The following is a 23,036-nucleotide window of genomic DNA, read 5'->3' as shown; positions in this document are numbered from 1 at the left end:
ACCTTTTTGGTTTTAACATAAAGAGACTTGCACGAGATTAGTAAAAACAAGATAATACTCTTCCATATCCTATTTTGGGTGGGGTATTTTTCTTTCAACAGTATTAGGTGGGGGCACTACTTTGGTGACTATGTGTATTCTATAAAGTCCAATCTGGTTGAGTTTCCTATCCATATCATCCTTGTTTATTTTAACTTTTACTTTCTCATACCAAAGCTGTTATCAAAGAAGAAATATTTAGGGTATATATCCTCATTATTCCTCTCAACACTATTCATGGCTTTTGTAAGGATAGTTTTAACCTATGTTTTGGTGACTACCAACATTTGGCCTGAAGCCCCGGAAGCTCCAAAAGAGCAAGCTGAACTATTTGGGTTGAGCTACATTTTTACAGTATTTATTGGAGAGCTTTATATTGTAGGACTAACAGTAGGCATAAAACTTACAGTAGATCGGGTGATGGAGCGTGATGCTCAACAAGAACTGAAAAAAAATAGCCTGGAAACGGAATTGGCTTATCTAAAAGGTCAAATACAACCCCACTTCTTTTTTAATACACTCAATAGCCTTTATGCTCTTACCTTGGAAAAATCAGATCTTGCCCCTAATACCATTTTAAAACTTTCCAATATGATGAGTTTTGTTATTTACAGGGCCAAGGCCGATGAGGTAACACTTATGGAAACTGTAACCCATATGAAGAACTATTTTGAGTTGGAAAAGATAAGGTTTGGGGATAGGTTACAAATTGATTTCGAAATCTCCGGCCAGATGGATGATAAACGGATACCACCATTGATTCTGTCACCATTTATTGAAAACAGTATCAAACATGGGGGAGAGTCACCTGAAGGTGTTTTTGAAATATCTGTTAAATTGAATGTCAACGATGATAATTTGGAGTTCTATGTAGAAAACTGGTTTAAGAATTATGAGGACTCTAAAAAATTACAAGCGCTTAATGAAGAAAGTGGTATAGGGATGAAGAATACTGTCAGAAGACTAAGGCTGCTTTATGGGGACAATTATCAATTGAACATTAAAACTGATGATCAAAAGTATAGCGTTGCATTGGTACTGCCTTTAAATTATTTAAGCAATGAAAGTTAAATGCCTGATAATTGATGATGAGCCTTTGGCCATAAAAGTGCTGGAAAAGTATATATCTGAAGTGAATGACTTTGAATGTGTAGGTAGCTGTGGTAGTGCAGTGGAGGCCATTCAATTTCTTTCTGAGCAGTCTGTTGATCTGATATTTCTTGATATTAATATGCCAAAACTCAGTGGGATAGAGTTTCTGGAAACCATGCAAAACCCACCTCTCACTGTTATCACCACTGCTTATAGAGAGTATGCTGCTGAAAGCTATGATTATGATGTTGTGGATTATCTTATGAAACCTATTGAGCTTCCACGCTTCTTTCGGATGGTGCACAAAGTGACTAGCAGGCTTAAAATACCAAGCAAAATCATTCCAGCTCAGGAGTCTGACAAGGTTGATCACCTTTTTTTAAAGGTGGACAAGAAGATGGTTAAGGTTTTTTTAAAGGATATATTATATGTTGAAAGCCTGAAAGATTATGTGATGGTGCGTACTGGCAACGAAGACCTCATTGTACACCATAACTTGCAGTCTTTTACCGAACTCTTGCCAAAGGAAGATTTCATAAGGATACACCGGAGCTACACCGTATCTCTCGAAAAAATAAAGGCTATTAATGGTAATCAGGTAGAAATAGCTGGCAAAATGCTACCTATTGGTCGTAACTATCAGACCGATGTAAAAAAACAAATTCTTAACAGCTAAGGAAAATCAAACAACGATATCCTTCTTCATTTAAAGATGTCTACCTTTGCAGCTTTGAAAATTTACTATGGCAATCAAAGAGGAAATAGCGAAGCGAAGAACGTTTGGTATCATTAGTCACCCCGATGCTGGGAAAACCACTTTAACTGAGAAGTTATTGTTATTTGGTGGTGCCATTCAGACGGCTGGTGCGGTAAAGTCCAATAAGATTAAAATGCATGCCCGTTCTGACTGGATGGAGATTGAAAAGCAAAGGGGTATTTCTGTAGCTACCTCTGTAATGGGTTTTAATTATGACGGTGTTAAGATCAACCTTCTTGATACTCCCGGTCACCAGGATTTTGCCGAAGATACTTACAGAACCTTATCGGCTGTTGATAGTGTGATAATGGTAATTGATTGTGTAAAAGGTGTAGAGATACAAACGGAGAAGCTAATGGAGGTTTGTAGAATGCGTAATACACCCGTTTTATGCTTTATCAATAAGCTTGATAGGGAAGGACGTGACCCTTATGATTTGCTGGATGAAATCGAAGCAAAACTTGACATTAAAGTAAGGCCACTTTCCTGGCCAATAAGCATGGGAAAAACCTTTAAAGGCGTTTATAGCCTTTTTAGCAAAAGCCTTCATTTGTTCGTTCCAAGCAAATCTAAGATTGAGTCTGATGGATTGAATATTGATGATATTAATGATCCAAGAATTGATAAAGAAATAGGAGCTAAGGACGCAGCGCAATTGAGGGAAGATGTAGAGCTAATTGAAGGAGTATACCCAGAGTTTAATGTTCAGGATTACCTTGACGGTAAAGTTGCTCCCGTGTTTTTTGGTAGTGCTGTGAATAATTTTGGTGTGAAGGAGCTTTTGGACAGCTTTATAAAGCTAGCACCACCACCAAAGGCCAGGGAAACTGAAGAAAGGGTAATTACACCTGATGAAAGTAAATTTTCTGGGTTTGTTTTTAAGATTCATGCCAATATGGATCCTAATCATAGAAACAGAATTGCCTTTATAAGAATATGCTCGGGCAAGTTTGAGAGAGGTAAAACCTACCATCATGTGCGTGCTGACAAGAAGATTCGTTTCTCGAATGTCACTGCCTTTATGGCACAGGAAAAGGAGTTGGTTGATGAAGCCTGGCCTGGAGATATTGTGGGTCTTTATGATACTGGTAACTTAAAAATCGGTGATACATTATCAGAAGGTGAGAAGGGCATTTATAAAGGTATTCCTAGTTTCTCACCTGAGATCTTTAAAGAGGTGGTCAATAAAGATGCAATGAAAACCAAACAACTGGAGAAGGGTCTTAGCCAGTTGATGGAGGAAGGTGTTGCACAGCTTTTTACCTATGAGTTGGGTTCAAGAAAGGTTGTGGGCACTGTAGGAGCGCTGCAGTTTGAAGTTATCCAACATAGGCTAAAGCACGAATATGGTGCTTCATGCGATTTCATGTCAATGAATTTGTATAAAGCCTGTTGGATTAGCAGTAGCGATAAAAAGAAGCTGAATGAATTTGTTGCCTCCAAGCAAAGACACATTGCTAAAGACAAAGACGGCAAGTTGGTATTCATGGCCGAGTCAAGATCGTGGTTAACTATGGTTCAGGATAATTTCCCTGAAATAGAATTCCACTTTACATCGGAGTTTTAAACTATTCCTTAATAACTTTTCCAAAGTTTAGAACTTTGGAAAAGTTGGTCTGTAGAAAAGTATAATGTAATATCTTTAACATGTGGAGCCAGGCCAAACCTACCATATATTCAATCACGCTAACGGTAATGAAAACTTATTTGTAGAGCCCGACAATTACCGCTATTTCTTGGAACTCTATCAAAAGCATATTCATCCTGCAGTGGATACTTTTGCATATGTTTTGATGCCTAATCATTTTCAATTTTTAGTGAGGGTGAAAGAAACTGATTGTTTGAGGGAAGCTTTTCCAAAGTTTCAAACTTTGGAAAAGCTCATAGATGGGAAAGGGGATAAAAGCCAGTTAGATAATTTCATTAGTAAGCAATTCGCAAATTTTTTTAGTGCTTACACCCTGGGTTTCAATAAGCATTATAATCGGAGAGGAAGTTTATTTATGAAAAACTTCAAACGAAAACCTGTTGTTTCAGATGAACAATGGCGAGATACTTTTTTATACATTCATCATAACCCTATCAAGCATGGGTTTTCTAAAAATATTGAATCTTGGCAATGGAGCAGTTGGCATGCTTACAAAAAGATGTATGCCAAAACTTTAATTGATAGGAATATAGCTTTATCATATTTTGATGATTTGGAAAACCTAATTTATTGTTCGGAAGAAAAGGTGAAGTTCATATTGTCAATGGAATTAGAATAAGTGATAATGATATTAACTTAATTTTCCCAAGTTTAGAACTTTGGGAAAAGTTTGAATATGCTATTTCAAAGCATCAAAACTGTACTTAGCATCAGCCCAGAATTCATCCAATTTGATAATTCTGGGTTTTAAAAACTGAATGAGCTTTGGCCAGTCGGCCTCTTTCATAACATTCAGATTAGGTTCTGTCAGGTATATTCTAGAGAAGGTCTTGTCAGATTCATCGTCAAGTTTTAAAGGCAGCCAAATCCATTCTTCTTCCATGACAGAGTGGAAGTATGTTTTCAATTCTAGAAATTGCTCGAAGAATAGCTCTTGAATGCCTTCATCAGGGTGATGTAGTTCGATTCCTATATAAGCTGATTTGTCAACATTATCCATTTTGAATAATACATGCTTTAAGCCGGTTCGATAGTTGATCCAGTTGACTTTTAAACCTTCAGCGGATAAATGTGGAGATAAATATTGACCAAAGGTCGTCCAGAATTTTCTTCTGATCGCAGAAGCTTCTTCCCTACTATACATAAGGCAAATTTAACGAGCCAGTTTTATAAACTATCCATCTTCAATTCTCTATTGCGATATTTTAATTCTTATTTTTGGAGCGATTTAAAATTAAAGAGGTTGATTATGTCTATAAAAGCCATTGTTCTGTATGAAGACAATCATTTACTGGTAATAAATAAGCCAGCTGGCAGCCTCGTGCAAGGTGATAAAACTGGTGATGTAACGCTGGCTGATGACTGCAAAGCCTATATCAAACAGAAGTATAAAAAGCCTGGAGACGTATTTTTAGGAGTTGTTCATAGATTAGACAGGCCTGTAAGTGGAGCGGTTGTTTTTGCTCGAACTTCCAAAGGATTGGAGCGAATGAACAAGCTTTTTCATGACAGGGAAGTGAATAAAACTTACTGGGCTATTACAAAGCATAAACCACCTTCTACTGAAGGCGAGTTAGTTCATTTTCTCAAAAAGAATAGTGAACAGAACAAAGTAAGTGCGTTCAATAAGGCTGGCAAAGGTGCGCAAAAGGCAGTTTTAAATTTTAAAATGATTGGTAGGATTGGAGAATTCTATCTACTGGAAGTAAAACCAGAAACAGGCAGACCCCATCAGATAAGGGTTCAGCTCGCTAAAATGGGATGCCCTATTTTTGGTGATTTGAAATATGGTGGCGAAAAATCTGAGAACAAATCAGCCATTTATCTTCATTCTAGAGAGGTAAATTTTGTTCATCCTATTAAAAAAGACAGGGTTCAAATTACAGCCGCAGTACCTAAGGATCAGATTTGGGGATTGTTCAAATAGTTGTTTAATGCTCGAAAGATTAAAGAAAAAATGGGAGGTAAGCACCTGGCAGGCTATTGTCATCCTTGTGGTATTTGCCTGTACCGGTTTTACTGTGATGTTTTTAAAAGAACCTGTGCTTTCATTAATTGCCGATAAAGAGGAAAGAAGCATCTGGTTTACTGTCATATACTACATTCTAATCTTACCTGTATATAATGTAGTGCTGCTAGGCTATGGATTTATATTCGGTCAGTTCCCTTTTTTCTGGAAATTTGAAAAGCGAATGTTTTCAAGAATGACTGGAAACAAAAAAGCAGATTCTAACTAAAGAATCTGCTTTTTTTATGATCGAAAAATATTGTTATTCAGCAAGTCCGTCTGCCAATACAATAATTTTATTGTTTAATACTTCAACTACTCCTCCGGTAATTCCCACATGGTCTTCTCCCTTGGCGCTTTTATAAACAAGATCGCCTTTCTTTAACGTGCTTACCAATGGCGTGTGATCATTAAGCACTTGAAATAACCCATCAACACCTGGGAAAGTAACTGAAGAAACTTCGCCAGAAAATACCTTTTTTATTGGAGTTACAACTTCTAAAAACATAGTTTGAAATTTAAAAGTCCCGTTTTTACACGGGACTAATCAAAATTATTTTTTCGCTTCAGCCATCATCTTCTCACCTTTAGCAACTGCATCTTCGATGGTTCCTACAAGGTTGAAAGCCATTTCTGGAAGGTGATCATATTTACCATCCATAATCTCATTGAAGCCTTTAATGGTATCTTTGATGTCTACCAAAACTCCTTTAAGACCTGTAAACTGCTCTGCAACGTGGAATGGCTGAGATAAGAATCTTTGTACCCTTCTAGCTCTGTGTACAACTAATTTATCTTCATCAGATAGTTCGTCCATACCAAGGATAGCAATTATATCTTGTAATTCTTTATATCTCTGAAGTGTTTCTTTTACTCTTTGCGCACAGTCATAATGCTCATCACCTAGTACTTCAGCACTCAAAATTCTTGATGTAGAATCCAAAGGATCTACCGCAGGGTAAATACCTAGCTCAGAAATTTTTCTTGAAAGTACTGTTGTAGCATCAAGGTGAGCAAATGTTGTAGCAGGAGCAGGGTCAGTCAAGTCATCCGCAGGTACATAAACGGCCTGTACTGATGTAATAGAACCTTTCTTGGTAGAAGTAATTCTTTCCTGCATAGCACCCATTTCAGTTGCCAATGTAGGCTGGTAACCCACAGCAGAAGGCATACGTCCCAGAAGTGCAGACACCTCTGATCCAGCCTGAGTGAAACGGAAGATGTTATCAACGAAGAAAAGAATATCTTTTCCTGGTCCTTCTCCATCCCCATCACGGAAATATTCAGCAACAGTAAGACCAGAAAGGGCCACTCGGGCTCTTGCCCCTGGAGGCTCATTCATCTGTCCGAAAATAAATGTTGCTTTTGATTCTTTTAATTCTTCCTGGTCAACTTTAGAAAGATCCCATCCTCCAGCTTCCATAGACTTCATGAACTCTTCACCGTAGTTTACAATGCCTGATTCAATCATCTCACGAAGTAAGTCGTTTCCTTCTCTCGTTCTTTCTCCAACACCAGCAAATACTGATAGTCCTGAGTATGCTTTTGCAATGTTGTTAATCAATTCCTGGATCAATACTGTCTTACCAACACCAGCACCACCAAACAAACCAATTTTACCACCTTTTGCATAAGGCTCGATAAGGTCAATTACTTTAATACCTGTGTAAAGTACTTCAGTAGAAGTTGACAGGTCTTCGAACTTAGGAGATGGTCTGTGAATTGGAAGAGTTGTTTTTCCTTCAGGTTGTTTGATGCCATCGATAGCCTCTCCAATTACATTGAAAAGTCTTCCTTTGATGTCATCGCCAGTTGGCATTGCAATAGGAGCACCAGTATCAGTTACTGCCATTCCTCTTACTAAACCTTCAGTACTTTCCATTGAGATGGTTCTCACTCTATCTTCACCTAGGTGTTGCTGACACTCAAGAACTACTTTTTGACCATTATCTTTAGTCACTATTAGTGAGTCTAGAATGTTGGGCAATTTAGCACCTTCAGTGTCAAAACTAACGTCTACTACGGGGCCAATTACCTGGGTAATTTTACCAATATTTGCCATTTTTTATTGTTTATTAGAAATGATTAAAAGCCTCAGCTATTTCAGACCGCAAAACTACATTTAAAATCTTATATACCAAAGGCAGTTTTAGACTTTTAATCTTAAACCTTTATCTCTAGTTATGAAGCACAATTCTGAAGGTAGTGCCCTGACCCTCTTCTGATACTTTTACGAAGATTTTTCCTTCATGATAGACCTCTATTATCCTTTTGGCAAGGGTAAGTCCTAATCCCCAGCCGCGTTTTTTGGTGGTAAAGCCAGGGTTGAACACTTGCTTGATTTTTGACTTTTGAATCCCTTTTCCTGTATCGGCTATATCTATAAAAACCCGCTTTTCACTGCCCTTTAATATGTTGATAAATATTGAACCGCTGCCGCCCATTGAATCAACGGCATTTTTACATAGGTTTTCTATTACCCATTCAAACAATGGTGGATTAACCTTGCCCATTATGTTTGGTGTTAGTGCCAACACACTGATATTAACCTTGGGTGATATGCGTGGCTTTAGATAGGCAATTATGTTTTTAATCAGTGGCTCAAGTGCTTCATTATTTAATACAGGCGTTGAACCTATATTGGAAAACCTTTCTGTAATGACTTGAAGCTTTTTAATGTCCTTGTCCAGCTCATCAATGAGGCTTTTGTTTTTGAAATCCTCATCATCTTTAAAGTATTCCATCCAGGCCATAAGTGATGAAATAGGCGTGCCGAGTTGGTGAGCTGTTTCTTTGGCTAGTCCTACCCACACCTGATTCTGCTCTGCAGCTTTTGAATAGTTAAACGCCATATAAGAAATGAATGCGAAAATGGCTATTACCGAAAGCTGAATATATGGATAGTAGGTTAGTTGAGTAAGAAGGAATGAGTTCTCATAATAGATATATTGTATATCATAGATTTCATTGGTATCCCTATCTCTAAGCCGTATCTCTATAGGATCAAAGGTGCCTTTCATGCTTTCCAGCCTGTCACGAAGGGCATTATAAGTTTGACTCTCTGAAACGCCATCCAGATCAATATTACGATAGCTGGTAATACTGTCATTTTCATCAACCAGAATGGTCGGAATGGAATTATTCTGAAAAAGAATCTCTTCTGTTATAAAATAGAGGTTATTGTTCTGGGACTCGTTGACAGTATATTCTAGTGCTTTTGCAAATAGTTCTATTTGTCTTTTTTCTCGATCCTGGAGCTGTTCTACGAGAATGCTGGTGTAGAAGATCGAGCTAAAACTGATGACTACAGAGAATGCAAGAACAATCCATTTAATCCTGGACTTGTTGGAGTAAATATCAAAGCCTGTTAATTTATTAGTTGTAGACATCTGGCAGGATTAAATTAAAACAAAAAAACCGGATAGTAAACGCTATCCGGTTTTTGAATTGTGTAAACAGGTTTTAATTCTTCATCATAAACCATTTGGCAAGCACCTTGTAGTTCACCTTTGTGCCATGCATAAGAATACCCACTCTATATATTCTTCCAGCCAGCCAGATAGTAAATATGAAGCCTCCTATTAAGAATAGCATTGAAAGTGCCAACTCCCAAATAGGCACTCCAAAACCGATTCTACCCATCATGACAATAGGGGAGGTGAATGGAATCATGGATAGCCAGAAGCTCATAGTGCCATTAGGATCATCGAAAACGAACATGGTCATTCCGAAGAAGCCAATAATAATGGGCAGCATGATGGGCAGCATAAATTGCTGTGCATCGGCTGGTGTGTCCACAGCTGAGCCAACAGCCGCAAATAAAGCACCATATAATAAGTACCCTCCAATGAAATAGAAAATAAAAGTGACTACAATACTTACAATGGGGATATTAGAAATCTCTTCAAAGGCCTTTGCAATTTTTGGGTTGCTTTCTAATTGTGCATTAACTTGTTCATCTGATGATGTGCCAGATGCCAGCTCAATTTGGCTTTGAGTATTTGAAACGCCCAAGTAGCTGGCTGCACCAGTGTAAATTCCACCCATGAGAACAACCCAAATTATTATCTGGACTAGTCCAACGGAAGCAACACCAATAACCTTACCCAACATAAAATGAAATGGCTTTACTGTTGAGACAATTACCTCAACAATTTTGCTGTTTTTCTCTTCAATAACACCCTGCATCACCTGACCGCCATAAATAAAGAGGAACATGTAGATTAAAAAGCCAGTCACGTACCCGATACCAGAAGCTATGCCAGAATTGCTCTGTTTTTCATCTTCATCTTCAGAGGTTATTCTGGTGTCTAGTGAAATATTGGTATTTAACTTTGAAAGGGTTTCCTGATCAATTTGGTATTTGACGAGTTTTAGATCCTTTACAACACTTTCAAGCTTATTTTCAAGCTTGTTAACAATAGTTGGGCCTGGTGTACTTTGAGTATAAAGCGTGATTCCTTGAGGTGATTCTATGTCTACATCAGGGATGTAAAGCAGGCCATAATGTTCGCTTTCTTTGAACGTTGTGATGGCCATGTCCAGCGAACCTTCTAAGTTTGAAAATTCAAAATCTTCATTATCAGTTACAATCACACTTTCGCTTTCTGAAACAACCATTATTTTTTTAGCTGCTGCATTCTCTTTTTCAAGAACAGTGAAGTAGATCATTCCACCAATGATGGTGGGAAATAACAAAGGCACTAATAGTGTAGCAATAAGAAAAGACTTCTTTTTTACCCTGCTTAAAAACTCACGCTGTATAATTAGTAATATTTTATTCATGACCTTCTCCTTTCACTTTTGATATAAAAATTTCATTGATGCTTGGTATCTTCTCATTGAATGACTGCACTTCGGTTTTATCAACCAAACTCTTGATTAAATCATTTGACGTGTATTTATCACTTGTTTGTATTACCGAATTGAATGTTTGCTCATCCAGATTTTCGCTCTGCAAAACATTAATGTCGGTAGGCATTGAGCCATTGAGGGCTCCTTTATGCTGCACCAGGTAGGTGTGGTTTCTAAATGAATTTTTTATATCATTTTTATTCCCTGAAAGAATCAGTTTTGATTTATTGATAAGGGCAATGTAATCACACATCTCTTCAACTGACTCCATTCTATGGGTTGAGAATATTACAGTGCTTCCTTTGTCTCTTAATTCTAATATTTCGTCTTTAATAAGGTTGGCATTGATTGGGTCAAAGCCTGAGAATGGCTCATCTAAAATGATAAGTTTAGGCTCATTAAGTACGGTGGATATAAACTGGATCTTCTGGGCCATGCCTTTAGATAAGTCCTCAATTTTCTTGTCCCACCATTCCATGATGTCAAGTTTCTTGCACCAGGCTTTGCTTCTTAAAATGGCTTCTTTTTTTGATAGATTTCTCAACTGCCCAAGATAAACGAGCTGCTCACCAACCTTCATTTTCTTGTACAAACCTCTTTCTTCTGGCAGATAGCCAATAATAGAGATGTGATCCTGATTCAATAACTCATTATTGATAAGAACCTCACCTTCATCTGCATTAATAATCTGATTGATAATTCTGATAAGGGTGGTTTTTCCAGCGCCATTAGGACCCAGCAGCCCGTAGATTGATTTTTCTGGTATGCTCAAACTCACATTATCTAAAGCAATGTGCTCGTTATACCGTTTCGAAATGTTTTTAACTACTAATGTTTCCAAGTTGATTGTCTTTATTTTTTTAATGTTAGTGTACCTAACTCAATAATTATTACAGAGTTAGTCAAATATTAAAAAATAAAGTTAGCTCAACTAGTCACATGCATGACTAAATAGTAACTGAGCGGAAAGATAGGATGCTGAAGCGTTTATTTTGAAGATGGACTTTCTTTAAAAATAATTTTGCCCATGCTAACATCCAGATCGAATGAAAGAAGGTTTTTAGCATCTTCAGAGTATGCTGCGTTCACAAATGTGTTGTTGGCTATTTTCTTATATGATTTAGCAATTTCAACTTTACACAACCATGAATCGTTGATTTTTATGATAGCTGGAGTGTCCTCCGATGGTAAAACTATAATAAGATTTCCTGCACCAACACTTCCCTGAATGTGGCTACTCATCTCATTTTTATCACTGAAATCCAGCAGCAGGTCGCCAAAACCAATTTCAGCAATTATATTTTTTGATTTAGACAGGTTTAAGTTTTGAACTTTTACAGAACCAAGATCTACTTTTACATAGAAAGTATCCATAGACACCGTATTGCTCATTCCAGATAAATAACCAATATTGACGTCTGCACTTCCTGTATTGATTTTAACCTTGTCAATGGCCAAACCTGAAAGATCAATATCAGCCACTCCTATACCATAGCGAAGGTTTAGATCATATGTTTTGTCTGGAGAGAGGAATAACTTCCATATATTGCTTTGCTCGTCCTTAGAATTACCAAAAACACGGTAGGAGATGGACTTACTTAGGCCTGCTGATTTATCATCTTCAAGCGCCAGGTTTATCTTACAAGTTTTGCCTAAAAGTTCTTTATTAAATGAATGCGAGTAGCTATCATAATCCTGATTGCCGTAAACGGTGAGTATTTCTGAAGTAGGATTTGGCTTTATAAAGCAGGAGCCGCTGTTTACACTAAAATCCACATCAACCCGCTCTATGTCTTTATAGTCTTCTACTGAAAACTGCTTTCTTACTTGGGCAAATGAAAGGGTAGAACTGATGATTCCAACACCCAATAACAAAAATCCTTCTCGCATGACAGTCTTTTACGGGAATATGATCTTGGGAGTTACGAAGGTTTCACTAAAATAGGGTGTAAAAAAGGGGAAATTATTACATCTCCCCTTTAGTGATATTATATCTTTTAATATTAAAAGAACTCCTTCATCTTTTCGAAAAATCCTTTTTCATTCTTGCCAGGTTTTGGAGTAAAATTGTCTGAATTCCGCATGCTTTCCAGCTTTTCTTTTTCCTCAGCTGACAAGCTTTTAGGTGTCCAAACATTGATGTGAATAAGCTGGTCTCCAGTGCCGTAACCATTCAAATCTTTAATTCCTTTACCTCTCAGCCTCAAAACCTTACCTGACTGTGTTCCGGCCTCAATTTTAATTCTTGCTTTACTACTGATTGTTGGAACTTCAACGGTAGTACCTAGAGCAGCATCTATAAAACTGATGTAAAGGTCATACACCACATTGTTGCCTTCTCTTATAAGAATGTCATCTTCCTTCTCTTCGATAAGGATCAAAAGGTCTCCGGGAACGCCCCCACCGGGTGCTTCATTACCCTTGCCAGACATAGAAAGCTGCATGCCTTCACTAACTCCGGCAGGTATTTTTATTGAGATTATTTCCTCTTTAGGCTCTAGTCCTGAGCTATCAACTCCAGATGGTCTATTGCCAATGATCTGGCCAGAACCACCACATGTAGGACAAGTAGATGATGATACCATTTGGCCAAGCATAGTGTTAACTACCTTTCTTACCTGACCTGTGCCCTGACATGATGAACAAGTATTGAAAGTAACACCAGCAGCCTGAACCAGTCGGTTTACTTTTATTTTCTTTTCAACACCATTGGCAATTTCTTCCAATGATAATTTGAGCTTTATACGAAGGTTCGAGCCTTTTCTGCCTCGCTTTCTTCCGCCTCCGCCACCAAAGAAGCTGTCAAATGGGCTGCCACCACCTCCGAAAATATCACCAAACTGAGAGAATATGTCTTCCATATTCATACCACCGCCACTGAAGCCACCGCCTCCGTTCATGCCTTGGTGACCAAACCTGTCGTAGCGCTGTTTCTTTTCAGGGTTACTTAAAATCTCATATGCTTCTGCAGCTTCTTTAAATTTCTCTTCAGCTTCAGAATCTCCTGGGTTTTTGTCGGGGTGAAATTTAATGGCAACTTTTCGATAAGCCTTCTTTATTTCTTCAGCACTTGCCGATTTGTCAACACCTAATATTTCGTAAAAATCTCTTTTTGCCATGTTTAAATTATTTAAGCAATAATTAATTGCCTATAACAACTTTTGCATATCGAACGACCTTCTCTTTTAGCAAGTAGCCTTTCTCGATTATGTCTACAACTTTTCCTTTTAAATTCTTTTTTGGAGCAGGTGTCTGAGTAATTGCTTCGTGAAAGTCCGGATCAAAATCCATCCCTTGCTTACCCTGCATTACCAATAGTCCCTTTTGCTCTAATATTTTTCTAAATTTATTGTGAACAAGGTTAACACCATCTTTCACAGCTTTAATATCAGTTTCTTTTTCATCAAATGATTTTTCAGCTCTTTCAAAATCATCCAATACCGGGATAAGCGCTATCATTAAATCCTCTGTCGCAGTTTGCACGAGGTCTAATTTTTCTTTGGCTGTTCTTCTTCTAAAGTTGTCAAATTCAGAGTATAGACGTAAATATTTGTCTTTGCTCTCTGCCAACTCGTCCTGAAGTTTGGTCAACTCGTCAGTTTCTTCAGACTTTTCCTCTTCAAAATCTTCAGTTTTATCCTTTACCTCTTGCTGTTCTGATGTTTCTTCAGCTGCTATTTCCTCAGTATTTTGAGATTCTTGCTCTTCTATGTTCTCTGTTTTCATCTTTTTTGAATAGATCACTAAAATATCTTTGCAAAAATGGCAATTACTCTGCCAAAGGACTTCTTATGTCAAAATGACACACTTATTTAATTGAGAGATTTCCAGATAAGGTCTTTAAGCTCGGTAATGCCTTCTTGAGTTATGGAAGAAATGAAGCAATGGGGAAGGTCTTTTGGTAGTTCTTTTCTAATTTCAGCTTTTAGCTCCTCGTCCAGAAGGTCTGACTTGGAAATGGCCAAAAGCCGGTCCTTATCCAAAAGCTCAGGGTTGTACTTAGTTAATTCACCTAACAGTATTTGATATTCTTCTTTTATATCATTAGCATCTGCAGGCACCATGAAAAGCAGCACAGAATTTCTTTCTATATGTCGTAAAAATCGAATTCCAAGGCCTTTTCCCTCTGCTGCCCCTTCTATAATACCGGGAATGTCTGCCATAACAAATGACTTGTGGTCACGATATGGCACTACTCCAAGGTTAGGTACAAGTGTAGTAAACGGATAATCTGCAATTTCTGGTCTTGCTGCAGAAACAGCAGACAGTAGTGTTGATTTGCCTGCATTCGGGAATCCTACCAAACCCACATCGGCTAGTACTTTTAGCTCTAGAATAATCCATTCTTCCTTGCCTTCTTCTCCGGGTTGTGCAAAACGAGGTGTTTGATTGGTGGCGGTTTTAAAATTCTCATTTCCTAATCCACCACGGCCACCAGGTGTAAGAATTACCTCTTGACCATCTTCTGTTATTTCAAAAAGTTTTTTACCGGTTTCATCGCTTTTGGCAATGGTACCCAAAGGCACTTCAAGTATTACATCTTCACCATCAGCACCTGAGCTCCTGCTTCCTGAACCTGATTGGCCGTTTTCCGCAAGGACATGCTTTTTGTATTTGAGATGGAGCAAAGTCCATAATTGAGCATTGCCTCGAAGTATGATGTGGCCACCACGTCCACCATTACCGCCATCGGGGCCACCTTTCGGCACGTGTTTTTCCCTTCTAAAGCTGACCGCCCCACTACCTCCAGCACCAGACCTGGAGCAAAATTTTATATAGTCAATAAAATTAGAAGAGGCCATTGGAGCAATTAATTATCCAATATGTCAATTATAGATAATGATATTTGGTCAATATCACCAATACCATTTACAGTAGTTAGCCTGTTTGACTGAGAGTAGAAAGGTAAAACATGAACTGTTTTATTAAAATACTCATCTATTCTTTTGATCAACTTATCATCTGCATCGTCTGCACGACCACTTTCTTCTCTTCGTTTGGCAATCCTTTTTTTAACTTCATCTTCAGATACCTTTAATTCAATAACTTTATGGATTTCGGTATCCATTGATTTCATTAAATCATCAAGGGCCTGTGCTTGAGCAACAGTCCTAGGAAACCCGTCAAATAAAAAACCTTTTGCACCTGGATTTTTTTCCACCTCTTCTTTTAGCATAGCGATTGTAATATCATCAGATACTAACTCTCCACTATTCATAATCTCTTTTACTTTAATGCCAAGAGGGGTGTCGTTTTTGGTATGCCAACGAAAAAGATCACCTGTAGATATATGTTTTAATTGATATTTCTCAATCAGTTTTTCACTTTGAGTACCCTTTCCCGCTCCGGGAGGGCCAAATAATACAATATTCAGCATGTTAATATTTTTGAATTCTTAAATATAAGGTAAAAAACCTGACCTAGTCCTTAAGTTGATAGATATCCTTTGTATTTCTTGCAAGGCCATCATAGTCAAGTCCATAGCCCACAACAAACTTATCAGGTATTTCGAAGCCAATGTATTTGAACTTCGTCTCTATATTTTTTGATTTTGGTTTTTGTAGTAGGGTGATAACCTCGACAGAATTTGCACCTAAAGACTTAAACTCTTCCAGTATTTTGGAGATCGTTCTACCAGTATCAATTATATCTTCAATAATGATCACATCTTTATTAAAGATATTTTCATTAAGGCCGATGAGCTGCTTTACATTGCCTGAACTTTCCATATCCTCGTAGCTTGCAACTTTAACAAAAGAGATTTCACAATCTATTTTTATCTCCTTTAGGATGTCTGCGGCAAACATGAAAGAACCATTTAAGATGGCTATGAAAAGTGGGCGCTTGTCTTTATAATCCACATTGATTTTTCGAGCAAGGCTTTTCACCTTCTTTTCAATTTCCTCTTTGAGAATAAACTTTTTAAACGCCTTGTCTTTAACTACCATAAGCTTCTATAACAAAAAATGCCTTTTTTTAAAAGGCCTGCAAATATAGAAATTTCCTTTAAATGCCTTCATTATTATTTGCAAACTACAAATTGGCCATTAGGTATCGGTATAGCTCAATCATACACTGTATGTCATGCTTGTGCACTTTTTCGTCTGGACTGTGTACGTTGTCTTCTGGTGCACCGATGAAGCACCAGTCAAATGGATAAGGAGAAACCTGAAGTTCTCTGCCATCACTTGACCCACCACCTTCTACTTCCAATTGAAAATCAACACCTGAATCCTTAGCCAGCGCAATAATCTTATTGATGTATGATTTCCTTGGGACATTTCTATCACGCATGGAAACAACAACGCCTTTGCCAGGGTGAACGCCATCAGTTACCCAGGTAATATCTGCAATAAGCGCCTGTTTTACATTATACTGTTCATAAATGTGTTTGGCTAAATACGGAACGGAGCCACCGCCATGTTCTTCCCAGCAACTAAAAACTATTACGCCATCTTCCAGCTTTTCTGCAAGCTTGAGAGCTGCATAAACACCAAGCCTGTTGTCCATATAACAATTTTGGACATAGTTTTGAGTCTCTCTAAAATTAGATTTGAAAACCAGATCTGTACCAGTGTCTATTGCCCTGCCAAACTTGTAAGTTAATTTATGATCTTCATCTACCTTTAATTCACATTCTATTGGCCCGAGACTATCTTCACCAGTGAGAATATATCCAGCTTCGGCCTGCGGTCCGCCAATGGGCACTAACTGATTCTCATACCTAACAGTGAAACCTATGGAATCCATATGTGCAAAAACCGCAGTTCTTGGCTGGCCGAATTTCAGAATAATACAATCTTGAAAATCTTCGCCATGAACAACCTTGGGCATGCTCACCCAATTTTTCTGATTATTTTTAACATAATCAAGAATGAATGATTTCATGGCAGATTCGTTTCCAGAAGGTGCGTGGACTTCGCAAAGGTCTTTAAGTAGCTTCATAAATATCAAATGTTCAATGTTTAAACTGGAAAAATAATATGTTAGGTATTAGGAGTAGTTTTATAATAATAATTATATTTCCAAATGAAGAATCTTTAATTTCAACACTTAACGTCCGCCTCTCTCAATGATTAATATTTTGGATCATCAGGCTTCCATTGCCAATCATTTCTTATCTGAAATGCGGCATAAGGATATTCAAAAAGATCGCTCCAAATTTAGACATAATTTAAAAAAGCTTGGCCAGGTAATGGCCTATGAACTGTCTAAAAGTTTAAATTATACGAAAGAGACTATTGAAACTCCATTGGCCAAAATCGAAATGGAGTTACTGGACAAGAGTCCGGTTATAGTTGCAATACTCAGAGCATCTATGCCATTCTTTGAAGGCTTTATGGATTTTTTTGATAAAGCTGATGGCGCATTTATAGGTGCTTACCGCGAGGAAGGCCAAGATATTTCAATTAAACTAGACTATTTGGCCGCTCCTGATTTAGAAGGCCGTACTTTAATAATTGTTGATCCTATGTTGGCTACTGGTAAGTCATTGATTGCTGCATATAATCAACTGATAAGTAAGGGGTTGCCATCTGAAATACATTTTGTTTCAGTTGTTGCTGCACCCGAAGGAATTGAGTATATTGCCGCCCATTTGAAAACAAATTATACCATCTGGGTCGCATCTTTAGATAAAAAATTGAACGAAGACTCGTACATCGTACCCGGGCTTGGAGATGCCGGTGATTTAAGTTTCGGGGTTAAGAGTTAAAATTTATGCTTTTAAACATTGTAATGCTTATAGTTGGTTTGTTTGTCCTTATTTTAGGAGGCGACTTCCTTGTTAGAGGGGCATCAAGCATTGCATTGCGTGCTCATATTTCACCATTGGTTGTAGGGCTCACTATTGTGGCTTTTGGTACTTCTGCACCAGAACTTTTAATAAGTATAAAGGCCGCTTTGGATGGAAGCCCTGACATGGCCATGGGCAATGTTGTGGGTTCAAATATTTGTAATTTGGCTTTGGTTTTGGGTATTACTGCCCTAATTGGCCCTATTAATGTCCAAAGTGATTCAATCAAGATAGATTGGCCTGTGACTATGGGTAGCTCTCTATTACTCTATTTTGTGGTTAAGGAAAAGGAGGCCGTTATAGATACTTTTGAAGGCATAGTGTTCCTGTTCTTTATAATTGTTTACACAGTTTATATTATCAGAAAATCCAGAAAGGAAACCAAGGCATTGCGTGCTGCTGAAGAAACACTTGATGTGCCCGAACCTTCAAACAATCTTATCAAAGACCTGATTTATATTGCCGGGGGGTGTACGGGATTGTATTTTGGCGCAGAGTGGTTTGTAGGTGGAGCACAAGAGATGGCTTCTTTTTTAGGAGTAAGCGAGCGTGTTATTGGAATAACAGTACTTGCCCTGGGTACTAGTTTGCCAGAATTGGTTACAGCTATAGTGGCCTCTATTAAGAAGGAAACGGATTTGGCTCTTGGAAACCTGATGGGTTCTAATATTTTCAACATCCTTTCCATTTTAGGTATAACAAGTATTATCCAAGATATCCATGTTAGTGAAATAATCATTCATCAGGACATGACCGTGATGTTAGGGATAACATTGCTCATATTACCATTAATGTTATATAAACGAAGGATGTCCAGATTTGCTGGTGTAGTTTTGCTGATGACATATGTCATTTACACCTACACGGTAATTTCTTAGATGCTTGTTGAAATAGCCAAAATAATTTCCATTATATTATTAACCATGCTGAAGTTCATTTTTGGACCAGTTGGTGGTTATGGTGCTGGTTTTCCATTTTTATTAACGGTAATTATTACTGTCATAGGAATGATGTTAAGCGTTATTGTATTTACCTATTTGGGAACCTTTATCAGAGAAAAGTGGCTAAGTAAAATTTTCAAGAAAAAGAAAACTTTCACGAAACGGAACAGGCAATTTGTAGCTATTTGGAAAAAGTATGGAATAAAGGGTGTAGCCTTTTTGACGCCAATTTTACTAACACCAATTGGAGGCACTCTTTTATTGACTACCTATCATACCCCTAAAAAATTAGTATTAACCTATATGATGATTAGTGCTGTTGTTTGGTCATTTATACTTACAGCGCTCGTATATTATGCAGGTGATACTATTAAATCTTTTATTCCTGAGGATACTCCTCATCCGGAAGTATTTCAATATCCTGAATAAGTACTTTTTTTGATATCTGTTGACCTGTTTTTGTTGCAGCTAAGCCACCTAAGGCTGTTTCTTTATACCTGCTTTCCATACTTTGGCCAACCTCACCCATAGCTTCTACGCATTCATCTACGGGTATTACCGCACTTACATTAGATAAAGCAATTTGTGCAGAGGAGTTAGCAATGGCAGCGGCACTGGCATTTCTTACTACGCAGGGCACTTCTACCAAGCCAGCGACAGGGTCGCACACTAAGCCCAATGTACATTGAATCGTGATTGCTACTGCGTTAAATACCTGATCAATATCTCCATCTAAACAGTAGGCTATTGCCCCAGATGCCATAGCCGCAGCACTTCCTGTCTCGGCCTGACAACCGCCAACGGCACCTGCGAGTGATGCTTTCTGCTCGATTACCAAGGCAATGCCTGCTCCTATTAATAGGCCTTCTAGTATTTTTTTGTCGTCAAGTCCATGTATTTCCTGAAGTGTGTAAAGGCATCCTGGTAAAATACCTGAAGCTCCTGCCGTTGGCGCAGCAACTATCCTACCCATGCAAGAATTAACTTCCTTGGCAGCAAGCGCTCGAGAGATAAGATTTTGAAATTCTCTCGATAGAACGGTCACCTTGTTCTGATAGACCTTTTTTGCACCATTGTTGATCATTCCTGACCGGGATGTCATTTCTTCCTTAAGACCAGTGTCCACCGCTTCTTTCATCACTCCATACGCTCTACTAAGCCCTTCCCAAACTTCGGTTTCAGACCTGCCTTTCTGATCTTTTTCGTATTCTAAAACAGGTTCAAAGAGTTTTACTTTATTGTCTTCACAATAAGATTTCCAGCCTGAAAAGTCGTTAAAAAGAAAGCTCATAATGATAATTTTTATCAAAGTTAGTCACTATAGACTACATCTCGCAATCGAATGAAATATTATAAAATCAGCTCTGTGGCCTTTTTGATTAAAACCATAGTAATAACTGCTAAGAAAATGAAAGATATGGTTCTTGCAGAAAAACGTTCACCTATTTTCATGCCTAATGGAGAAGCTATTATTACCCCAGCTGATAAGGGTATGGCAATGGGTGCTAGAATAAAACCAAAGTGCACATGATGAATACGTACCTCAGGTTGATTATATAGATTGATAATTGTCAGAATAAAAGCTGTGGTAAAAATGGTACCATAGCTGATTGACTTGGCCTTTTTAATATCGATCTTCATCCAGAGGTTGAGCATCGGTATTGTCAAAGAGCCACCACCAAGACCCGTTAATGCCGCTACAGCACCTGCACTTAGACCGGTTATGGTCAGCTTCACATTACTCACCTGCTCTTTAAAAGTTCTGTTTTTTCGGAGCTTGTTGAGAGTTCTGTAAATAATATAAACCAGCAAAATACAGATAATGATATTATAGGTCTTTTTCGAATAGCTGGAATCGATAACCACAATCTGCAATAATACAGAAGAAGTAATAGCAGCGCTTATGGCAAGTATTATGGTCTCCTTTTTATAAAATTGATTTTGCAGTAATAATCTGAGATTATTTGCAAAGGCAGAACACATAGTTGCAAAAATGGTGTTGGCTATTGTAAACCTTACTATTTCGGACTCAGGAATGCCAATACTATGAAGGGCAATGGGAATAATGGCAATCATAATGAAGCCTGTGCCTATTCCTGTTATTCCGGCAATAAAACCGCCAAATAAACCTGCAATAAAAAGTAAGAGGTAAATGAGCATAGGTATAAAAAAAGCTGCCCGAGAGCAGCTTTTTATCATTTATCCATTCATTGATATGAGAAACTCTTCGTTGTTGCGGGTTCCTTTCATTTTCGATAGTAGGAATTCCATGGCTTCGTTTGAGTTCATGTCAGACATGAATTTACGAAGTATCCATACTCTTTGAAGTTCTTCTTCAGACATCAATAAGTCTTCTCTTCTTGTACCAGAAGCAGGAACATCAATAGCAGGGTAAACTCTCTTGTTAGACAATTTTCTATCCAACTGAAGTTCCATATTACCTGTTCCTTTAAATTCTTCAAAGATTACTTCATCCATTTTAGAGCCAGTTTCAATCAACGCTGTAGCAATGATTGTTAAAGAACCACCGTTCTCGACATTTCTTGCTGCACCAAAGAATCTCTTAGGCTTGTGAAGCGCATTAGCATCCACACCACCAGAAAGGATTTTACCTGATGAAGGTACAACTGTGTTATAAGCTCTTGCTAATCTTGTGATAGAGTCAAGAAGTATCACTACGTCATGACCACATTCCACCATCCTTTTAGCCTTCTCAAGCACCATGCTTGATACCTTAACATGACGCTCAGCCTGCTCGTCAAAAGTAGAAGCTATTACCTCAGCTTTTACACTTCTTGCCATGTCTGTAACTTCTTCAGGACGCTCATCAATCAATAATATGATCAAATAACACTCTGGGTGGTTCTCGGCTATAGCATTAGCTACATTTTTAAGGAGTACTGTTTTACCAGTTTTAGGTTGTGCTACAATCATACCTCTTTGTCCTTTTCCAATAGGGGAGAACAAGTCAAGAATTCTGGTAGAATAGTTATCAGCTTTTGAGCTAAGTCTTAATTTTTCTTCAGGGAAAAGTGGCGTAAGGTATTCAAAAGGAACACGATCTCTTATTTCTTCAGTAGTCTTACCATTTACAAACCCTACTCTTAAGAGAGCAAAGTACTTCTCACCTTCTTTTGGAGGTCTGATTTGTCCCTGAATTGTATCACCTGTTTTTAATCCAAATAATTTGATCTGCGATGGAGATACATAAATATCATCCGGACTTGCAAGGTAGTTGTAGTCAGGAGATCTCAAGAAACCATAGCCATCCTGCATGATTTCAAGTACACCTTCATTTTCAATTACACCATCAAAATCTTTGATATTGTTTTCTTTCTTTTTGTGCTCGCGGTGGTCTTCACGTTTTGGACGATCTTCCCTTTTCTCTCTAGGCTCCCTGTTTTCCTTCTCTTTGTTATCGTCTCTTTTTTCGTTCCTAGGCTTTCGTTCCCTGCTATCCTTAGCATCGTCTTCCTTAGGCTTTTCTTCCTGCCCTTTCTCAGGCTTACCAGCTTTTTTATCATCAAAAGATGCTGCAGTCTTGTCTATTTCAAGATTAAATGATTCAAGAAGCTCATCAGCGCTTAGATCTTTCTCATCTTTGTCGCTTGGTTTTTTCTTGGCTACATTTTCTCTTCTTGGGGGCTTGTTCGTTGCTTTTGGAGCAGGCTTTTCTACTTTCTCGGGAGCTTTTTTCTTAGGGAGGTCATTTTCTGGTAAGATGGCTTGCTGGTCAAGTATTTTGTAGATAAGCTCTTCCTTGGAAAGTTTTTTGAAATTTTTCAGGCTCATCTCCTCTGCTATCTCTTTCAATTCAGATAGAAGCCTGACATTTAATTCTTCAATGGTATACATAAAATCTTAAGTGTGATTTTGGAATGGTTTGTTATTTAAAATAATAT

25 protein-coding genes are annotated in these 23,036 nt (G+C 38.0%); 9 read left to right on the top strand and 16 right to left on the bottom strand.

Annotated features, from left to right (window positions below):
* Positions 1-27 precede the first annotated feature (27 nt).
* The 4 genes from RIB54_RS18770 to RIB54_RS18755 all read left to right on the top strand — a co-directional run bounded on the left by RIB54_RS18770 (position 28) and on the right by RIB54_RS18755 (position 4,155).
* The gene (locus RIB54_RS18770) at positions 28-1,110 is read left to right on the top strand and encodes a sensor histidine kinase (protein WP_350102323.1); all 1,083 of its coding nucleotides are present in this window, start codon (positions 28-30) and stop codon (positions 1,108-1,110) included.
* On the top strand, positions 1,100-1,807 hold the full coding sequence (locus RIB54_RS18765; RefSeq protein ID WP_350068854.1) for a LytR/AlgR family response regulator transcription factor: 708 nt from the start codon (positions 1,100-1,102) through the stop codon (positions 1,805-1,807). Before RIB54_RS18770 ends, RIB54_RS18765 begins: the two co-directional genes overlap by 11 nt.
* Before the next feature lie 67 nt (positions 1,808-1,874).
* Positions 1,875-3,455 (top strand): peptide chain release factor 3, encoded by a 1,581-nt coding sequence (locus RIB54_RS18760; RefSeq protein WP_350068851.1) that lies wholly within the window; start codon positions 1,875-1,877, stop codon positions 3,453-3,455.
* 82 nt (positions 3,456-3,537) lie between these two features.
* Positions 3,538-4,155, top strand: coding sequence for a transposase (locus tag RIB54_RS18755; RefSeq protein ID WP_350102322.1), 618 nt, complete (start codon positions 3,538-3,540; stop codon positions 4,153-4,155).
* 60 nt (positions 4,156-4,215) lie between these two features.
* Here RIB54_RS18755 and RIB54_RS18750 read toward each other — a convergent pair whose 3' ends face one another.
* On the bottom strand, positions 4,216-4,680 hold the full coding sequence (locus tag RIB54_RS18750; RefSeq protein WP_350102321.1) for a DUF4268 domain-containing protein: 465 nt from the start codon (positions 4,678-4,680) through the stop codon (positions 4,216-4,218).
* A 105-nt stretch (positions 4,681-4,785) separates the two neighbouring features.
* On the opposite strand from RIB54_RS18750, the gene RIB54_RS18745 reads away from it, so the two are divergent.
* Both RIB54_RS18745 and RIB54_RS18740 read left to right on the top strand, forming a co-directional pair.
* The gene (locus RIB54_RS18745) at positions 4,786-5,463 is read left to right on the top strand and encodes an RluA family pseudouridine synthase (protein ID WP_350102320.1); all 678 of its coding nucleotides are present in this window, start codon (positions 4,786-4,788) and stop codon (positions 5,461-5,463) included.
* A gap of 7 nt (positions 5,464-5,470) precedes the next feature.
* Entirely contained in the window at positions 5,471-5,773 is a 303-nt protein-coding gene (locus RIB54_RS18740) for a DUF6787 family protein (RefSeq protein ID WP_350102319.1), read from the top strand.
* Between the two features lie 33 nt (positions 5,774-5,806).
* Here RIB54_RS18740 and atpC read toward each other — a convergent pair whose 3' ends face one another.
* The 12 genes from atpC to RIB54_RS18680 form a co-directional block, all read right to left on the bottom strand.
* Positions 5,807-6,052: an ATP synthase F1 subunit epsilon gene (atpC, locus tag RIB54_RS18735; protein WP_350067781.1), complete on the bottom strand. Its 246-nt coding sequence runs from the start codon at positions 6,050-6,052 to the stop codon at positions 5,807-5,809.
* Between the two features lie 45 nt (positions 6,053-6,097).
* Positions 6,098-7,606: a F0F1 ATP synthase subunit beta gene (gene atpD / locus RIB54_RS18730; RefSeq protein ID WP_350102317.1), complete on the bottom strand. Its 1,509-nt coding sequence runs from the start codon at positions 7,604-7,606 to the stop codon at positions 6,098-6,100.
* 115 nt (positions 7,607-7,721) lie between these two features.
* Positions 7,722-8,933: a sensor histidine kinase gene (locus tag RIB54_RS18725; RefSeq protein ID WP_350102316.1), complete on the bottom strand. Its 1,212-nt coding sequence runs from the start codon at positions 8,931-8,933 to the stop codon at positions 7,722-7,724.
* Between the two features lie 73 nt (positions 8,934-9,006).
* Positions 9,007-10,329 (bottom strand): ABC transporter permease, encoded by a 1,323-nt coding sequence (locus RIB54_RS18720; protein ID WP_350102315.1) that lies wholly within the window; start codon positions 10,327-10,329, stop codon positions 9,007-9,009.
* Positions 10,322-11,239 carry an ABC transporter ATP-binding protein gene (locus RIB54_RS18715; RefSeq protein WP_350102314.1) on the bottom strand — a complete coding sequence of 306 codons (918 nt, stop codon included), beginning with the start codon at positions 11,237-11,239 and terminating at the stop codon, positions 10,322-10,324. The genes RIB54_RS18720 and RIB54_RS18715 overlap by 8 nt, the downstream gene beginning before the upstream one ends.
* A 146-nt stretch (positions 11,240-11,385) precedes the next feature.
* Positions 11,386-12,288 carry a toast rack family protein gene (locus tag RIB54_RS18710; RefSeq protein WP_350102313.1) on the bottom strand — a complete coding sequence of 301 codons (903 nt, stop codon included), beginning with the start codon at positions 12,286-12,288 and terminating at the stop codon, positions 11,386-11,388.
* A gap of 113 nt (positions 12,289-12,401) precedes the next feature.
* Positions 12,402-13,517 (bottom strand): molecular chaperone DnaJ, encoded by a 1,116-nt coding sequence (gene dnaJ, locus RIB54_RS18705; RefSeq protein ID WP_350064679.1) that lies wholly within the window; start codon positions 13,515-13,517, stop codon positions 12,402-12,404.
* A gap of 22 nt (positions 13,518-13,539) precedes the next feature.
* A complete protein-coding gene (locus RIB54_RS18700; protein WP_350102312.1) occupies positions 13,540-14,124 on the bottom strand; it encodes a nucleotide exchange factor GrpE in 585 nt (194 codons plus the stop codon).
* Between the two features lie 86 nt (positions 14,125-14,210).
* Positions 14,211-15,200: a GTPase ObgE gene (gene obgE, locus RIB54_RS18695; protein ID WP_350064675.1), complete on the bottom strand. Its 990-nt coding sequence runs from the start codon at positions 15,198-15,200 to the stop codon at positions 14,211-14,213.
* Positions 15,201-15,208: 8 nt separating this feature from the next.
* Complete coding sequence (locus tag RIB54_RS18690) at positions 15,209-15,775, bottom strand: adenylate kinase (protein ID WP_350064674.1); 567 nt, start codon at positions 15,773-15,775, stop codon at positions 15,209-15,211.
* Between the two features lie 43 nt (positions 15,776-15,818).
* On the bottom strand, positions 15,819-16,346 hold the full coding sequence (gene hpt, locus RIB54_RS18685; protein ID WP_350102311.1) for a hypoxanthine phosphoribosyltransferase: 528 nt from the start codon (positions 16,344-16,346) through the stop codon (positions 15,819-15,821).
* An 85-nt stretch (positions 16,347-16,431) separates the two neighbouring features.
* Complete coding sequence (locus tag RIB54_RS18680) at positions 16,432-17,343, bottom strand: M20/M25/M40 family metallo-hydrolase (protein ID WP_350102310.1); 912 nt, start codon at positions 17,341-17,343, stop codon at positions 16,432-16,434.
* 127 nt (positions 17,344-17,470) lie between these two features.
* Here RIB54_RS18680 and upp point away from each other — a divergent pair, with 127 nt between their 5' ends.
* From upp to RIB54_RS18665, 3 genes are read left to right on the top strand one after another with little or no spacing between them, the layout of a single operon-like run.
* Positions 17,471-18,112 carry a uracil phosphoribosyltransferase gene (gene upp / locus RIB54_RS18675; RefSeq protein WP_350102309.1) on the top strand — a complete coding sequence of 214 codons (642 nt, stop codon included), beginning with the start codon at positions 17,471-17,473 and terminating at the stop codon, positions 18,110-18,112.
* A 5-nt stretch (positions 18,113-18,117) separates the two neighbouring features.
* Positions 18,118-19,071: a calcium/sodium antiporter gene (locus RIB54_RS18670; RefSeq protein ID WP_350064669.1), complete on the top strand. Its 954-nt coding sequence runs from the start codon at positions 18,118-18,120 to the stop codon at positions 19,069-19,071.
* Positions 19,072-19,116: 45 nt separating this feature from the next.
* The gene (locus RIB54_RS18665) at positions 19,117-19,563 is read left to right on the top strand and encodes a hypothetical protein (RefSeq protein ID WP_350102308.1); all 447 of its coding nucleotides are present in this window, start codon (positions 19,117-19,119) and stop codon (positions 19,561-19,563) included.
* On the opposite strand, the gene sdaAA is transcribed toward RIB54_RS18665, so the two are convergent.
* From sdaAA to rho, 3 genes are read right to left on the bottom strand one after another with little or no spacing between them, the layout of a single operon-like run.
* A complete protein-coding gene (gene sdaAA, locus RIB54_RS18660) occupies positions 19,514-20,425 on the bottom strand; it encodes an L-serine ammonia-lyase, iron-sulfur-dependent, subunit alpha (RefSeq protein WP_350102307.1) in 912 nt (303 codons plus the stop codon). The two genes, RIB54_RS18665 and sdaAA, sit on opposite strands and share 50 nt — an antisense overlap.
* Before the next feature lie 59 nt (positions 20,426-20,484).
* Positions 20,485-21,294 (bottom strand): sulfite exporter TauE/SafE family protein, encoded by an 810-nt coding sequence (locus tag RIB54_RS18655; protein ID WP_350102306.1) that lies wholly within the window; start codon positions 21,292-21,294, stop codon positions 20,485-20,487.
* Positions 21,295-21,333: 39 nt separating this feature from the next.
* Positions 21,334-22,989: a transcription termination factor Rho gene (gene rho / locus RIB54_RS18650; RefSeq protein WP_350064661.1), complete on the bottom strand. Its 1,656-nt coding sequence runs from the start codon at positions 22,987-22,989 to the stop codon at positions 21,334-21,336.
* Between the last annotated feature and the right edge of the window lie 47 nt (positions 22,990-23,036).

The organism is Fulvivirga sp., from assembly GCF_040218215.1.
Lineage (GTDB): Bacteria > Bacteroidota > Bacteroidia > Cytophagales > Cyclobacteriaceae > Fulvivirga.
The sequence above is the reverse complement of the archived record's forward strand: the minus strand, read 5'-3'. Positions and strand labels throughout refer to the sequence as shown.

Coding starts and splice junctions, on each gene's coding strand:
- RIB54_RS18765 (WP_350068854.1), top strand. CDS start 1,100: ATGAAAGTTAAATGCCTGATAATTGATGATGAGCCTTTGGCCATAAAA.
- RIB54_RS18760 (WP_350068851.1), top strand. CDS start 1,875: ATGGCAATCAAAGAGGAAATAGCGAAGCGAAGAACGTTTGGTATCATT.
- RIB54_RS18750 (WP_350102321.1), bottom strand. CDS start 4,680: ATGTATAGTAGGGAAGAAGCTTCTGCGATCAGAAGAAAATTCTGGACG.
- RIB54_RS18745 (WP_350102320.1), top strand. CDS start 4,786: ATGTCTATAAAAGCCATTGTTCTGTATGAAGACAATCATTTACTGGTA.
- RIB54_RS18740 (WP_350102319.1), top strand. CDS start 5,471: ATGCTCGAAAGATTAAAGAAAAAATGGGAGGTAAGCACCTGGCAGGCT.
- atpC (WP_350067781.1), bottom strand. CDS start 6,052: ATGTTTTTAGAAGTTGTAACTCCAATAAAAAAGGTATTTTCTGGCGAA.
- atpD (WP_350102317.1), bottom strand. CDS start 7,606: ATGGCAAATATTGGTAAAATTACCCAGGTAATTGGCCCCGTAGTAGAC.
- RIB54_RS18725 (WP_350102316.1), bottom strand. CDS start 8,933: ATGTCTACAACTAATAAATTAACAGGCTTTGATATTTACTCCAACAAG.
- RIB54_RS18720 (WP_350102315.1), bottom strand. CDS start 10,329: ATGAATAAAATATTACTAATTATACAGCGTGAGTTTTTAAGCAGGGTA.
- RIB54_RS18710 (WP_350102313.1), bottom strand. CDS start 12,288: ATGCGAGAAGGATTTTTGTTATTGGGTGTTGGAATCATCAGTTCTACC.
- dnaJ (WP_350064679.1), bottom strand. CDS start 13,517: ATGGCAAAAAGAGATTTTTACGAAATATTAGGTGTTGACAAATCGGCA.
- RIB54_RS18700 (WP_350102312.1), bottom strand. CDS start 14,124: ATGAAAACAGAGAACATAGAAGAGCAAGAATCTCAAAATACTGAGGAA.
- obgE (WP_350064675.1), bottom strand. CDS start 15,200: ATGGCCTCTTCTAATTTTATTGACTATATAAAATTTTGCTCCAGGTCT.
- RIB54_RS18690 (WP_350064674.1), bottom strand. CDS start 15,775: ATGCTGAATATTGTATTATTTGGCCCTCCCGGAGCGGGAAAGGGTACT.
- hpt (WP_350102311.1), bottom strand. CDS start 16,346: ATGGTAGTTAAAGACAAGGCGTTTAAAAAGTTTATTCTCAAAGAGGAA.
- RIB54_RS18680 (WP_350102310.1), bottom strand. CDS start 17,343: ATGAAGCTACTTAAAGACCTTTGCGAAGTCCACGCACCTTCTGGAAAC.
- upp (WP_350102309.1), top strand. CDS start 17,471: ATGATTAATATTTTGGATCATCAGGCTTCCATTGCCAATCATTTCTTA.
- RIB54_RS18670 (WP_350064669.1), top strand. CDS start 18,118: ATGCTTTTAAACATTGTAATGCTTATAGTTGGTTTGTTTGTCCTTATT.
- RIB54_RS18665 (WP_350102308.1), top strand. CDS start 19,117: ATGCTGAAGTTCATTTTTGGACCAGTTGGTGGTTATGGTGCTGGTTTT.
- sdaAA (WP_350102307.1), bottom strand. CDS start 20,425: ATGAGCTTTCTTTTTAACGACTTTTCAGGCTGGAAATCTTATTGTGAA.
- RIB54_RS18655 (WP_350102306.1), bottom strand. CDS start 21,294: ATGCTCATTTACCTCTTACTTTTTATTGCAGGTTTATTTGGCGGTTTT.
- rho (WP_350064661.1), bottom strand. CDS start 22,989: ATGTATACCATTGAAGAATTAAATGTCAGGCTTCTATCTGAATTGAAA.